Below are 15,670 nucleotides of genomic sequence, written 5' to 3'. Positions count from 1 at the left end.
TTCAACAGCTAAGCTCTAAACTAAACATAAAGATACTCATATCTGTTTTCAACCTGAAGTCCATTTCGTATTCTAATTAAAATTACATGCAATGTCAATGAATTAACGATTTGTTCACAGTTATTTACGAACTATACAGGCATTATATCTTGCATTCATTCGTTTTTAGAATAGAGTAAGTACGTATCGCTCAATGTCTGCAATATATGAAGAAAAGACTGCCAGCAATGTTCACTGACAGTCTCTTGCTTAATTCGTAGTAGGTTTCTCTTCATATTCGCTGGATAATTCTTTAAGCGATTTGATTTTGCCATGGGGATGCTGTTCTTGCTTTCGTGACTTCCAGGCAGCTTCTTTTCTTTTCTTCTGGTCAGCCATACAAGATATCCTCCTCTGGAAACTGAGATGTATACTACTTCTTTATGATGTCATTTCTGGACAACTTTATTCTGCATGCATAGGTAATAAGAGAATTAGGCAAGCATATAAGACAAATTATAGAGAATTCAGAAGTTAATTGGCAGGACCCAGATTAATCAAGCTGACCTCGGATAATGAGACGGTTGTGTTGCCATCTTGCTCACCATCAATGTTACCCAGATCAAATGAAATTCGAGTATTCGCATAGCTGTCTTCTGTTGCATCAAAAGTAAACGTGAACTCCTGTTCTTCTGGAGTCAAATCAACTCGTGCCCCAAAAAAACCATGCCATTCATAGTTGGCAGTTGCATCGACCCATCCAATCCCCAAACCCAATTTCCTGGACTTCTCCGCTTTCGCTTTAAACGTTAATTTATATTTAAAACCTTGCTGTATGCCGAATCCTTCATTGATGACTTGACGATCCCATGGATGCTGTCCTGCATGACCAATCTTGGCTTGAAGCTGTTGATTGCTAACTTGCATCTCAAGGTCCGCTGCATTACCATCCGCGTGGGTAAACCAACCTTCCTTACCTTTGGAGAAGTCTCCATTAGGAATAAGGTTAACATGAGCTGGCTGACCTCCTTGATCTGCATTCGGATTAACTTCATATAATTGCACGTTATTGATGTGAATCGAGTGTTCACCTGTAGATAGCGGATATCCTAATCCAAATGCAAGCATGGCTGCCGAATCGGAGGTATCCCCCATAGTGAAGGTGTAAGTATACGACTTTTGATCCGCAGTTAATTCCACTTCTTCTTCAAAATACTTCACAAAATCGCCTGCATTCTGAGAAAGAACCGCTTGCATGGATTTAGGACTTGAAGCAGATGCCTCGAAGGTAAGTCGGTACGTTTTGTTTGCATCCAGTTTGATCTGACCTTGTTGCAACAAAGCATCCCACCAATGTTCACTTGTACCAGGCAATTTAATCGTTAATCCTGCGCCCTCTTCATGTGAGGCTGTCAGATCATTAGGAGTTAGCTCCCAATGATTCAGATCAGCTGTTAGCTCACTGTTCTGAATTTTGTTTTGTGAAATATCCACCCAACGTGTATTATAATCTGCTCCTTCAAAATTCACATAATAGGGTTTGCCTGCTGTCAAGTTGACCCCTGGAAAATACACAGTTTTATATGCTTGCCATCCACCCGTGTCTCCGAGACTCAGGTCTGATTGTGCAACGGTTGTACCTTGTTCATCCTGAATGCTGAACTGAACCTTGGAATCACTTTTTCCACTGGCCATTCGGGCAGACAGAACATATACTCCGTCGTGAGCTACATCGATTTTATATTGCAGCAGATCTCCCTGATCCATGTAACTGACATGTTTTCCTCCTTCTACGGAGTCCTCCAGTTGTAAGCCCTGCATCATCCAGGCTTCGGTTGCAGGAACATGTGCGTAGCCATTCACTGACAGAGGTTTGCCGCGTTTCGTCAGACGAACATTGTCCACATATACCTTACCTTTAGAACTGCCGAATAACAGTTTTAGCTCGGATTGTGCGATTGATGCTCCATCTCCAATGATGATTTCTCCGGTGAATGTTTTCATTTCTTGGTTCAAGGAGAGGTTTTGTCCTTGATGAACCTGTACCGTATGCCCATTACTGCTGACAACATCAATGTCGATACTTCGCGGTGTGTCTGCCTTGGCATCTAAGGAGAAACCATACGTTGTATTCGCTTCCAGTTTCAAATCCGGTTGGTTCACCGAAACTTGTTGTGGGTCATTATTCGTTTGAGTAACATCAACAACCAGTTGACGCTCCATAATTGGGAATTTCGAAAAGTTATTTACACTTATATTGGCTGCCGCACTGCCGTGAATGCTGCTTGACCAGAATCCCAGACGCTCCTTGCCTTGATCGAATGTGCCATTGTAAATAAAGTTGCCATCAGGTAGCGCGTTTCGTTCGACAGTTAACGGATCAGCTTCACCCACCTCGATCAGTCTGACATTGGCAAACCAAACGGTTGTATCATCCAACCCCAGATTAAATTCGAATCTGGCACTGTTATCCGTGCCATCCCGCATATTGAAGGTATAATCATAGGATTGCCAATCTGTCGTGAGTGCAAAGGTGTTATCACCCGAATAATTGGTCCAGCTTTTTTCAAATTGGTTCAGTTTGGACATGATTGTACGGTTAGCAGATGCTTTCGCATCAAATTGTATCTTGTACTTTTTGTTTTTCTTGATGTACATCGGCATCTGAGTGAGTTGAACCGAGTAGTTCTCAGTACCCGATGCATCAATGGTAACTTCTGCTGCTTTCCCTTTCTGCTCATCCGTTACAACTTTGACACTGCCAGCTCCATCAGCATTTGTGATGAATTTCCACTGAAGAGGCACTCCATTGTCTGCAGACCCTTCCGCAAAACGATCATTGTAGATTTGATTGCCATCGGTTTGTGGGTCACGCTGTTGCGCAGGCTCGATGGGATTTGTTGTTACATCAGGCCATGAGTCTAGATTTTTGTAAGAATATACTCGCACAAAGTCAACATTCATCTTTTCAGAAGTGAAGTTGCTTTCAGGTGCCCCCGGCCAGTCTCCTCCAACTGCCAGATTCAGAATCAGATAGAATGGACGATCAAATGGTGCAGGGAACGTATAATACTCGGGTTGGCCGGCGGCCTTCGTTTGCCAGTTGGTCACTTCATGATGCAACTTTCCATCCACATAGAAACGAATCATACCCGGCAACCATTCCACCTGGAAATCATGATAATCGTCAGCGAAAGTTTCTCCCTTCGGAAGAGTAAGACTTCCCTGATCATGTCCATGGGAGCCGTCAGGCTTCACACTGTCATAATGCAATGTGCTATATACCTTGTTATTACTCTCTTTGCCACCAATTAACTCCATAATATCGATTTCACCAGAGGCAGGCCATCCACCATAATGTGCTTCATCTGTTGGCATCATCCATATGGCAGGCCACATGCCTTTTTCAATCGGAAGCTTTGCACGTACAACTACTTTACCGTAGGTCCAGTCTCCTTTTCCCATGGAGATCAGTTTGCCAGAGCTGTAATCCTTTCCGTTTTTCGGACCCTTTTTTGCTTCAATCTGCAACACGCTTCGATTCTGATCTTTTGTAATGCGAGTGTTATCGGGGCTGTAATATTGCATTTCATTGTTATAAACGAGTCCTGTATCCTGCACGGTCCATTTGGAAGAATCAATCGAAGGCCCGTTAAACTCATCATTCCAGACCAGCTCCCATTGATCATGCGGAATCGTTGTTGCTGGAACCGGTTTTTCGCCAGCCGGATTGCTTGGTGTTGATGGTGTAGACGGTGATTGCCCGTCTGGAGAAGATGGTGTGGGTGTACTTGTCACACTTGTTGAACCACCAGGCTGCGATGAAGCAGGTTGTTGGGCTTCACCCACCATGGATGTGCGCAATCCTTGTTTTACTTTCTCTCCGTTGATCACAACATCATCGGCATCTACACTCAATTTTTGGATCGTACCTTTGGTATCCATTCGAGTCTGACTCGCTTCTGCATGAATATTCATGGAATCAATCAGGCTGTTTGAAGAGATCTCCAGAATGGATTTCTGCTTTACATGCATCTCCTGAATGTTGCTTTCTTCCGTAATGGCAATTCTGACGGGTTCCCCACGTTTGTCAACGACTACTCGCTTCAGCTTGGAGTTGTTAATGTTGATGGAATGACTGCCTCCGCCTTTAATGATGACACTTCCTGTAACTGTTACGCCCTGAAGAACAACAGATCCCTCGCCTATGCCTTCTGCCAGCAGCAGATTTCCATTAACAATCATATTTTTCAACGTGACATCCGTCGATTTAATAATCAAGTTGCCATCTACCCGGGACTCATATGTTCCAGGAGTGCTTTTTACATCTGCAATCATCGCTGACAGTAACTCTGCCGTCTCCGCTCGTGTAATCGGGGCTTTGGGATTTAATTTGCCTTGGAAACCTTTAAGAATATTTTCGTTCACCAGATAGGTAAGCGCTTTCTTTGCATAACTAGAAATATCATCTGCATCCTGAAATTTCAATTGTTCACTATCTTCATTTGTAACCGCTGAAAGTTGAAAAGCTCGATCTACCATAACCGCTGCATCTTGGCGGGTAATCGGTTGTTGTGGTGACAGATGTTCACGGTCTGTCCCTTCGATGATGCCAGAACCATTCGCTCGTACCATCACGTCATAGTACCAATCGTCTGAAGTCATATCCGCATATGAACCAGTCGCCGCATTACTGGTGAAACCAAAGGCCCGATCCAGAATCATGACGAATTCAGCTCGGCTAATGACCTGACTGGGCTTGAACGTACCGTCCGTATAACCTTTCAATAAATTCAAGTCTTGCAACCGTGTAACTGCAGATTGTGACCAATGCCCCGTCAGGTCTGTATAGGGAACAGAGAAGTGCAGGCTTTTTGCCTGCACATTTCCCACCTCCGCTTGACCCTGTACACTTTCTGCTCCAGCAGTTGCTGGATAAACGAGAGAAGCCATTAAACTCCATGCCACCATACATGCCAGTCCTTTTCTCATCCTTCTTCCTCCCTCAGCTCAGTTATCCTTGCATTTGCATAGCCTATTCCTTAACTGCTCCAATAACGATCCCCTTAACGAAGAAACGTTGTAAAAACGGGTATACCATCAGGATCGGAAGCGCGCCGATAAAGATCTGTGCTGCGCGTACGGTTCGCTGCGAGATATTCTCCAACATGGAAGGATCGACGTTGATTTTGCTGAGATCTTGCTGAACAATAATGGTCTGTAATAGAGAAGCAAGTGGATAATTTTTAATATCAGACATATAGATCATGCCGTCGAACCAGGAGTTCCACTGATACACCATCGTAAATAAGGACAAGGTTGCGATAGCTGGAAGTGAAAGCGGTACGTAGACCAGAATCAACGTTTTAATATGACCTGCTCCATCCAAATAAGCTGCTTCCTCAAGTTCTTTGGGCAGACCGCGGAAGAAGTTCATCATGAGAATAACGTTCCACACGGACAGTGCGCCAGGCAGAATAAGCGCCCAGATTGTATTCATCAAGCCAAGCTTCTGGATCAGAATGTAACTTGGAATCAAACCGCCGCTGAACAAAATGGTAAATACGAAAAACCACGTATATAAGGAGCGACCTTTAAAACTGATATCTTCCTTCGACAACGGAAATGCGGTTAAGAGCATGATGACCATACCGATGATCGTCGCAATTACAGTTCTCTTAAGTGACACGATCAAGGAGTTGATGAAGTTTGAATTCCCGAATGTTTTTACATATGCGTCGGTTGTGAACCCGATGGGCCAGAAGGTAACCAGGTTTGATGATGCTGGCGCCATACTGCTGAATGAAACAGCCAATATATGAATAATTGGTAAAATGCAGAGTATCGATAATATCCCAAGAAAAGTATAATTGGCAATGCTGAATATGCGGTATCCTTTTGTTTTATAATACAAGCCCTTTTCTCCTCTCTAGAAAACTCGATAATTAGCTAGTTTGTAAGCCATTCTGTAAGATATAACAATCAAAATGGTAGCAACCACAGATTTGAACAACCCTACTGCTGTGGCAAAACTCATCTTCCCGTTCAGAATCCCGAGTCGATATACAAAGGTGTCAATGATGTCGCCTTTGTCATACACAAGCGGATTGTACAAGTTGAATACCTGATCAAAACCGGCGTTCAGGATATTGCCGATAGAGAGTGTCATCAGTACGATTGTAATCGGCATTAATGCCGGAATCGTAATGTGCAGCGTCTGTTTAAATCGGTTGGCCCCATCCACCTCGGCAGCCTCGTAGAGTGCAGGATTAATTCCTGAGAGAGAAGCCAGAAATACGATCGTACCAAAACCAAATTCTTTCCACACATCACTGAGGATCAGCGTTATTCGGAACCATGTACCGTCTCCCAGGAAGAAGATCGGTTCTCCTCCAAATGCTACGACAAGCTGGTTGACCATGCCGCCCTGAGGAGACAGGATATCGAGCAGAATACCACCGAGAATAACCCAAGATAGGAAATGCGGTAGATACACAAGCGTTTGACTTACTCTCTTGAATGCCGTCAAGCGCATTTCATTGAGCAAAATGGCAAACAGGAATGGAGCGAACAGTCCTGCGATGATTTTGAAAAATGCAATGACCAGCGTATTCCAGATCACCTGACCTACGTCCGGATATAAGAATAAATATCGGAAGTTGTCCCAACCCACCCATTTGGATTCAGAAAATCCCAAGTATGGTTTGAAATCCTGAAAAGCAATTACAATGCCACCCATCGGTATGTACTGAAACACCAGTGCCAGCAATACAGCTGGAATGAGCATCATATGCAAGGTCCAGTTCCGTTGCATATTCCAGCGCTGTTTAACCCTGGTGGAGCGCCGTTTATGCGGCGTTTCTAACGTATGTTCCTTCACTCCTGCATCCCCCATGTTCTAAATTTTGTATTTTACAAGTCATCGTGAACTTGTATATTAAAATTATAGCAATGGAAATTTGTGATCTATATCCTAATATTGCAACAACGATATCAATATTTTAATAAGATTAAGGAGGTTGGACTTTGTTCACACGCTTGAATGTCTTTACCAAAATTACACTGTTGTTTGTGATGCTGCTTATTCTGGTGCTGTTTCTCTATACATACTCGAACCGGGAAAGCGTGCGTGTTATCGAACACGAGATTCAGAACAATACGATGAATCATCTCTCGACATTTGCTGATTCAGTAGAATCCAATATTTACCAACTGTCATTGTATGGGATGTCTATTGGGCAAGATTCGAGTATTCAGGAATATCAACGTCCCGACTACAAGGACATTCCCTATGAACGTGTGAAAGTTGGAAGCGCCATTCTGGAGAAAATGAATCTGTACAACGCAGCAAGCAAATGGCATTCGACCATCACACTATACTTCCCAAGGATGCAAAAAGTGATATCAACGGATTATTATGCTTACATTCCGTACATGGATGATGAATTTAAGGAGCCTCTCTCGCAATCCTGGACCTATGCCGACAATCAGTTTATCTGGTACACCACCGATCCAACGACAGCGATGGCGAGACCTGGCAAAGCCAGATTGATTACCCAAATCAGTTTTCCAGTTCATCACTTAACTGCACTTCTTAATCAAAACAAGTTAAATAATAAAGGTGACCCGTTCATGTTCCATCCCGATTATGGATTAATTAGCAATAGTTCTGGAAAGGAAACCTTGAACGCAATCCTGCCTTCCCTGAAAGAAGCAAAACTGCAGGCCAGCGGTGGATTCAGTACAACGTTGAACAAAACGGAATATTACGTCTCTTATATTCAATCCAAGAGCCTCGGCTGGTATTATGTTGACTATGTGCCTATGCAGCAAATTTTGAAACCGATTACGAGCAGCCGGAATCTCTTTTACGCTTCAATTGCCGTTCTGATCGTGATGAGCGTTGTTGTATTATATACACTCTACCGAAGTGTGCAGCTTCCACTTTTACAGTTGGTTAAGGGGACAAATCGCTTGTCCACCGGGGACTTTTCCGTTCGGCTTCATCATTCTGCACGCAATGAGTTCAGCCTGTTATTTGCACGTTTCAACATCATGGCTCAACGAATTCAAGAATTAATCGAGAATGTATATGAGGAGAAATTAAGAAGTCGGGAAGCCACGCTCAAACAGTTGCAATCGCAGATTAATCCGCATTTTCTATATAACTGTCTGTTCTATATCAAGAACATGGCCCGAATGAAAAATGAAAAGGCCGTGGTAGCCATGGCACTGAATCTGGGGGAGTATTACCGATACATAACCAGGTCCGAAAAGGATCAAGCCACGCTTCGTGAAGAGCTGACGATGGTCAAAAATTATTTGGAAATCCAGTCACTTCGTCTGGAACGAATGCATTTTACAATCGACGTGCCCCATGATATTTTAGATAAAACAGTTCCCAGACTAACCCTCCAGCCTATTATTGAGAACGCTATTATTCATGGTCTGGAGCCCAAATCGGTAGATGGTGAGATTAAAATCTATGCGGACTGCGAGGATGATGTGTACACGATTACCGTGGAGGACAGTGGGCTCGGCATGTCTGAGAAACAACTTGATCATCTGAGAGATAATCTTCTTAAACCGCTGGATGAGAATATGGGATGTGGTACATGGAATGTCCATCAGCGTTTGTCTTTTCTGTACGGTGAAGGATCTGGGCTATCTTATGATCATTCTTCAATGGGTGGGATTAAAGTTAACATCACATGGCACGACAATACAGACAAGTAGGTGAACGACCCATGCTGCAAATATTATTAGTTGACGATGAACGTTCCGTCGTGGAAACGCTGGCAGAGACCATTCCGTGGGAAAGCTGCGGGATCGGTACAGTTCATGAAGCCTTATCCGGTGCAGTAGCGCTGGAAATTATGGACAACCACGACATTGACATTGTAATTACGGATATACGTATGCCCGAAATGTCAGGCATTGCACTGATTACAGCGATTCATGAAAAGTGGCCTCATGTGCAGACAATTCTTTTATCAGGTCACGCCGACTTTGAATATGCGAAACAGGCCATTGCGCAGGAAAGCTTTGATTACTTGCTGAAACCTGTTAGCGATGAAGATCTGATCGAATCCGTGCAACGTCTTGTTCATCGAATTAAAGAAAAGTGGGAAACCGCAGCATCTCATCAAAGAGCCTTACACGCCTTTCAGGATCATCTGCCATTGCTTCAATCCACGATGCTGCATGAGTTGCTGACTGGAAAAGTCTATGATCAGAAGACGCTGGCAGACAAGCTTGATCTGCTGGAGCTTCCCTACTCCGTAGGAGAAGATCTCGGCATGTTGATTATCCGTATGGAGAAACATCTATCCGATATGGCACACGGCGACCTGGCCCTAATGGAATATGCGATATGTAATATCATAAGTGAAGTGATGCATAATCATTTTCATATCTGGCACACACGAGACGTTCATGATTACATTGTTGTTCTGGTAAGCATGAAACATTCCACAACGATGAGTTATAGCAGGAGTGAGACGCCTCAGACATTGCTTGAGCAGTATGCTGCCCAGATTCAAACCAATGTTCAGTTATACCTGAAAGGTGCAATCTCCATTTCCGTCTCCAGTTGGGGCAAGTTTCCCCACGAAATTGGAGAACTCTATGAGCGAACGGTTATGTCCATGCGTAAACGGATGGGTCAGGTGCAAGGTTTGTTTGTCACCGCTTCCGATGAAACGGATGCCAACCCTCTACATACGATCAGGTCGCTGTATCAGCCACCAACGTTGATTAGCCTGCTCGAAGCTGGTCGCTTTGAGGATGTGGAACAGAAAATCGAGCACATTTTTGAGGAACTGCTGCATTCCAATGAACATCATGATATTGCTGAGTCAACTTTTGAGGTGTATTTTGCTATTGCGGGCGCGTTTGCGTACATCATTCATAAAAATGGCAAACAAATCTCTTCTTTGATACCAGCAGAGTCCTATCGTTACTTTCAAGCTCCCAGCTATTCCACTGCGCAGCAGCTACAGGACTGGTCCGTGCGTACACTTCATTACATACGAGATGATGCTGAACAAGAGCTTAGAGACAATCACAGCACCATTGTGCGCAGCGTCAAAAGTTTTGTCGACCTTCATCTGGCTGGAGATGTATCACTGCCTGCAATTGCCGACCATGTGCATCTGCACCCAGTCTACTTGTCCAAGGTATACAAGGCGGAGACAGGTGAAGCACTTACTGCCTATGTTTACCGGTTAAGAATGGAGAAAGCAGCCTATCATTTGCGAACATCAACCGCCAAAGTGTTTGAGATTGCAGAACTTGTCGGTTACAACAATACCGCATATTTCATTCGAGTTTTCAAGAAATTTTATGATCTTACACCGCAAGAATATCGGGAAAATCTGCCGGTTTAAGATACTCAGGCCAGACTTGACGTTCTAGTAATCTCTCCGGTTTCCTCTACTCTATATCAATTACAAAAAGGCATTGCCGGAGATTTTCTCCTGCAATGCCTTTTTGGTGCTTATGTGGCCGGGATGAATCATTTCAGCCAGCCCTTTGTCATCCTATTTTCCGCTTTTCACGGAATCATACCACTCGTTAACTTCTTTCGTAATCTGATCTCCGCCTGAAGACTTCCACTTCTCAACAAATGAGTCGAACGCGTCCACAGAGGTTTTGCCATACACAATTTGAGAGAAGGTGTCTTTCTCCATCTTTGTCAAAATGTCATTGTTCATCTGCATCGTCATTGAAGGTGCACCAGTAAACATTTGATTGAACACGATATCCTTTTGATCCAAAACAATCTTGGCTGCATCAAGCATAGGTACTGGTACACCTGATTTGATTTTCTTCTCAAATGGTGTAGTTGCTTCTTCACCGCTCGCGAGCTTGGCAAGTGTTGTCATGCTTAGATTTGGAATACGCGCTCCATCAAACGTTAAGGTGTACTTCTCTGGAGCATAACCACCCGTAAGACTTGCATCGGTTGATGGTTTCCCATCTACCATAACCCAATCGTATCCTTCCGCAAATCCATGCTCAAACTCATCGCCCTCTTTAGGATTTGCATAGTGATCAAAGAGATAGTTCTGATAGGTGAAAAAGGCTTCCGGATTTTTCATGTCTTTGTTAATTAGAACTACGCCATTTCCGTTTGACGTACCATGTCTGCCTGCTTGACCATTTGGACCAGAAGGAATTGGATACGCCTTGTATTCAGCCTCAGGATTGTTTTTCTTCACATCCTCCAGCGGCCAGGATGGCATCCAGTGAGGACCAACCACAATACCTGCTTTTCCGGCAGTAAATTCTTCAGCTGCTTTTGTCTCGTCATACACGCCGGCTTCTTCCGGGATATACCCTTTGCTCATCCAGCTCTGTAATTTGGCCAAAGCCTGTTTTGCACCAGGTGTAACGGAACCGTATTCAAGTTTTCCGTCTGCCGTCAGATTCCATTGGTTTGGCATTGTACCATAAGCGCCAAATACCCACCCAGCTTCAGACATCCATGTGTTCAGCCAGTTCTTGAAGCCAATGGTGAGTCCGTAAGTGTCCTGCTTCCCATTACCATCCGGATCTTGATTCGTAAACGTTTCCATAATGACTTCAAGATCATCTATAGTTTTAGGTGCTTCCAGATTGAATTTCTTCATCCAGTCTTCACGGATCCACATGACAGGATCACCATTATAGGAATAGTCCAGAATCGGAATACCGATCTTTTTGCCATCTTGCATGTATGGATACCATACGGAAGGATCTTCGTTTACGGCTGCTTTCCATGTGTCGCTGGCATATTTGTCAAACAACTCGCCCGCATCGACAAATTTTCCGGACTCAATCAATTCACGCACCAGATTGAATTCGCCGCGATACGAAATAATGTCTGGCATGTCCGCATTGGAAGCTAGTGACAGGCGCAGTTTCGTCTCAAATGCATTATTGGTAGAAGGAGATATCCACTGGTTTTTCAACTCAATTCCGAGTTTCTCCTTGGCCCATTTTGTATGGACGTTGTTATCCTGATCCTCGCCTGACTTAAACTTCACGTCTGGACCCCATGGTCGTAAATACGTAATGGATACTGGTGGATCGTACTTCCCATTTTTGAGCTCCAACGTTGTCGCTGGTGTACTCGATTCTGTTTTCTTGTCGCTCCCGTTACTACACCCACTCAGGGCTGCAGATAGGGCCAATACACCGATCATGACCAAACTGCCTACTCGTCTCTTTTTACTTGTGTCCAACTTCGTTCCCCCAGTCTATGTAATGTTGCTTACAAGTTAATCATAATGAATTTTTGTTATTTATGCCCATACTAATATTGCAACATTTATTGCATTAATTTAGGATATTGGATATTGAATACATATATTGAATAAATACAATGCCAGAATATAGAAAAAAGCAGCCGCTAACGGCTGCTTCAGTCTGCTTAATTACTCGTATATTTGACCCAATCGTACTCTGCATAGAGCGGATTGGCCCCGTTGTAAGGACCGAGCCAGCTATCTACTCCTGTTCCATTCCACAGGTTCATCATGATTTTTCCGGGTGTTTTAGGAATATTGCTGGTTGCCGTATGTTTCAATACACCATCAACATACCATTTGATATGTCCCGGCTGCCAGTCAAATGCGTACGTATGGAAGCCCTGGGATGCATCAAACCCTAGATTGATAATCTTCTCATGATTACCAACCCCATTGGTATAATAATTGAACTGCACTTTGGTTGTGTCTTTTCCTAAAAATTCGATATCAATCTCATCCCATTGGGTGCCATGTGCAGGGCCTGTGTATGTGAAAAATGAGGAAACTACACCTGTGTTCTTGGCAGGTTTCATACTGACTTCATACAAGCCGTACCCATACGTATTCGTGGTACGATACTCTCCGCAATCAAACTTGTTCTGTGCAGAGCTGGTCAAACCAAGCTTAAGCTTGCCGTCACTTGTAAAATTAACATTGTTAGCCCTCCACGTACAGTTAAACATGTTCCCATTGGAATACCCATCCGCTTTTTGCCACGTACTTGCGTTAAAATAGGTTAGAGGTTCCCAGAACACATAACCCGCGAAAGCGCTTACCGAAAAAAACAAAGAGATGACACCAGTTACCGCCAAAGTATACCAAGACTTCCTCTTCATCATACACCTCCATGAATGATTCCAACATGTATAATCAGCGCAATAATAGATAGCGCTTACATGGTTGGTATTTCCATTTTATCCGGAAGCATGGTGGTAAACTATAGCAAACTTTAAAGCAGAGATATTCAATTTTTAAGATCTTCGTTCTTGTATCTAATCATGTTATGTTAAGACTATGCCAGTTTCATACACGTAAGATGGATTGAATGAAGCGCCTGCCCTTCAGCTTAGAAGGAATCAGGCGCTCCATGAAAACCATTTTTACATATATCTCAACATGTTTGTTTCTTTATTCACCCTAAAAGGGTTCTATTTCGCACCAGCTCGTACCAAAATGTCTTCAATTTCTTTGAAGCCATTATTCTTCGCATGACTGAGTGGTGACACCCCATCACGGTCCGATATGTTTACGTCTGCTCCGTGGTCAATGAGTAATTGTATCGTCTCCTGCTGCCGAGCATTGCCATCGTTAAGAATGATCGCTTCGAGTAGTGCTGTCCATCCCAATTGATTCACATGGTCCACATCCACCGAAGTTTGAGTCAGTAGTTCTTGCACTACATCCACATATCCATGCTCCGAAGCTGGAATAAGTGCTGTCCCTCCATATCGATTCGTTATCGCTGGGTCCGCTCCCGCCTCGATTGTCAGCTTCAAAATATCCAAGTATCCTTCAGCGCCAGCATACAGAAACGGGGTATTTTTCATATCGTCCTGTATATTCACATCTGCCCCCGCTTTAATTAACACTTTAGCCGATGTTGGATCATTATTGTAGGTTGCAATCATTGTAGCGGTTCGTCCACTCTGATCTTGAGCATTGATATTGGCACCTGCTTGAATCATTTGATCGATGCGTTCAGTATCGCTGTCCTCTACTGCCTTGAACAGCTGTTCATCTGCTGAAGTCATGGCCTTTTCCTCCACGTTGGAGTCGTTTCTCATTTCAGGCACGCAACCTTGAACGATCAACATACTGCTTATCAGGACAACGATGATCAGAGATTTACTCATACTGCCTCCTTTACTCCAGTGTCAAGGTGACCGAAGAAGCGATACTCCAATCTCCAACTGGGTTTATTGTATACGTAGTACCCGGAGTCAACTTCCCATCATTTGTTAGGTCGAATACACCCGTCGCACCTTTTCGACTTGAATATTTATAAGTGGCCGTCAGAACATCCCCGCTAGGTGAAGTTAACGTTACACTTCGACCAGAGAACAGTTCATCCCCAGGTTCCTGGTCAAGTGTAACTTCAATGGAGGTTTCACTCACTGCTTGAGCACTTGCAACCACTAGTGCATCAAACGATTTCGCCGTAAATGAAGCATTTTCGATGTTGGCCCAATCCGAAGAAACCGTATATGTGACACCTGATTTCAGCGTTTGTCCCTCAGGCAAACGGAACTTCGGTTCTTGTTTACCATCTGTGGATTGCGTGAACGGGACATATCTGGCAACGATAGGCTCGCCACCTTCTGGCGTAATTACAACTTGTCTTGCCTGCATGGAAGAGATGATTTGATACGTTTTGCCTCCTGCTTGCTCTTGATCATTCAGCACAAATGCATTAGCTCCTCGACCACCGCTGTAAGCCGAAATGATGTAACCATAATCCACGACACTGTTGACTTGCAATGCTTCAATCTCGAATGTATCATTCGTTACTTGACTAACCGTTGTCATGTTTATTTTCGTACCAGTGCCTTCAAAGGAACCAGCGTCTTGGCCTTTGTAAGTCAGGTTGTACACTTCACCATCATCTTGTACGGACGTTGGAACGATGTAAGTCGCAATTGAACCTGTTTTCAAACGGGGCATATTGGTTAACGTCAACCCGCCACTAAACGCAAAGTCCGTTTGTGCCTTGGCAAAAGCTTCATTCGCTGCTGTCAGCGGCTTGTCAAAAGTTACAATTAACGTAATGGCATTCAGTGATCTAACGCTCTTGATTTGAGCTTGCTCCGAAGGAATAGCTTGGTGTGCAGTTTGCAACAGCACTGCTGTTTCGCCGCGCGTTGCTGTACCGTTCTCGGAGTAGAACTCGCTCATCCAATGGTGAACGGACTTTACATCACGTTGCATCGCTTTGGATACGACCTGTTCGAGTTCAGCATCCGACACTTGAGTTTGCGGATTGAATTGTCCATCGTTAGCCTGCATGATGCCAAGTTCAACAAGCTTTGACGCATATGGCGCATACCATGCATTGGAATTGACATCCGTTAATTCTACGGTTTCTCCCGTCTTGCTCTCCAAATTAAACGTTTTGAAAACCAATGAAGCTAACTCCGCACGGGTAATTGCTCGATGTTCACCCATAGATTGATCTGCATATCCGTTCATGATCCCCAAGCTATTCAGATCCTTGATAGCAGCTTCAATCTGTTGTTGGTTAAGCTGTGTGGTTGTTGCCGCAATGTTAGTAACGTATGTAGCTGCATGTACTTGATTCGCAGTTAACGGGAACACTGCTGTACCTAATGCAGTTATGGTTAGAAATGTAGCGATTTTGCGGGTTGTAGAATTCATGGTTGAATTCCTCCTCTATAGGTTGT

The 15,670-nt window shown here is 43.9% G+C and carries 10 protein-coding genes; 2 read left to right on the top strand and 8 right to left on the bottom strand.

Features of this window, described 5'->3' with window-relative positions; all coding sequences use genetic code 11:
- Positions 1 to 249 precede the first annotated feature (249 nt).
- The 4 genes from MHH92_RS15390 to MHH92_RS15375 form a co-directional block, all read right to left on the bottom strand.
- Entirely contained in the window at positions 250 to 378 is a 129-nt protein-coding gene (locus MHH92_RS15390) for a DUF6254 family protein (RefSeq protein WP_219845137.1), read from the bottom strand.
- 135 nt (positions 379 to 513) lie between these two features.
- Complete coding sequence (locus MHH92_RS15385) at positions 514 to 4,971, bottom strand: carbohydrate binding domain-containing protein (RefSeq protein ID WP_340904691.1); 4,458 nt, start codon at positions 4,969 to 4,971, stop codon at positions 514 to 516.
- Between the two features lie 43 nt (positions 4,972 to 5,014).
- A complete protein-coding gene (locus MHH92_RS15380) occupies positions 5,015 to 5,893 on the bottom strand; it encodes a carbohydrate ABC transporter permease (RefSeq protein WP_017688354.1) in 879 nt (292 codons plus the stop codon).
- A 15-nt stretch (positions 5,894 to 5,908) separates the two neighbouring features.
- Positions 5,909 to 6,859: an ABC transporter permease gene (locus MHH92_RS15375; RefSeq protein WP_445744671.1), complete on the bottom strand. Its 951-nt coding sequence runs from the start codon at positions 6,857 to 6,859 to the stop codon at positions 5,909 to 5,911.
- Between the two features lie 146 nt (positions 6,860 to 7,005).
- Between MHH92_RS15375 and MHH92_RS15370 the strand changes: the two genes are divergently transcribed.
- Entirely contained in the window at positions 7,006 to 8,715 is a 1,710-nt protein-coding gene (locus tag MHH92_RS15370; protein WP_340904688.1) for a sensor histidine kinase, read from the top strand.
- 11 nt (positions 8,716 to 8,726) lie between these two features.
- On the top strand, positions 8,727 to 10,367 hold the full coding sequence (locus MHH92_RS15365) for a response regulator (RefSeq protein WP_017688357.1): 1,641 nt from the start codon (positions 8,727 to 8,729) through the stop codon (positions 10,365 to 10,367).
- Between the two features lie 153 nt (positions 10,368 to 10,520).
- On the opposite strand, the gene MHH92_RS15360 is transcribed toward MHH92_RS15365, so the two are convergent.
- From MHH92_RS15360 to MHH92_RS15345, 4 genes are all read right to left on the bottom strand, one after another.
- Positions 10,521 to 12,167 (bottom strand): extracellular solute-binding protein, encoded by a 1,647-nt coding sequence (locus MHH92_RS15360; protein WP_051447411.1) that lies wholly within the window; start codon positions 12,165 to 12,167, stop codon positions 10,521 to 10,523.
- A 227-nt stretch (positions 12,168 to 12,394) separates the two neighbouring features.
- A complete protein-coding gene (gene bglS, locus MHH92_RS15355; protein WP_036615630.1) occupies positions 12,395 to 13,108 on the bottom strand; it encodes a beta-glucanase in 714 nt (237 codons plus the stop codon).
- Between the two features lie 312 nt (positions 13,109 to 13,420).
- Positions 13,421 to 14,125: an ankyrin repeat domain-containing protein gene (locus MHH92_RS15350; protein ID WP_340904685.1), complete on the bottom strand. Its 705-nt coding sequence runs from the start codon at positions 14,123 to 14,125 to the stop codon at positions 13,421 to 13,423.
- A 10-nt stretch (positions 14,126 to 14,135) separates the two neighbouring features.
- On the bottom strand, positions 14,136 to 15,644 hold the full coding sequence (locus MHH92_RS15345) for an S-layer homology domain-containing protein (protein WP_340904684.1): 1,509 nt from the start codon (positions 15,642 to 15,644) through the stop codon (positions 14,136 to 14,138).
- Positions 15,645 to 15,670: the final 26 nt, after the last annotated feature.

Source organism: Paenibacillus sp. FSL M7-1414 (genome assembly GCF_038003195.1).
In the GTDB taxonomy this organism is placed as follows: Bacteria; Bacillota; Bacilli; order Paenibacillales; family Paenibacillaceae; genus Paenibacillus; species Paenibacillus amylolyticus.
This window is presented reverse-complemented; position numbering and strand designations above follow the sequence as displayed.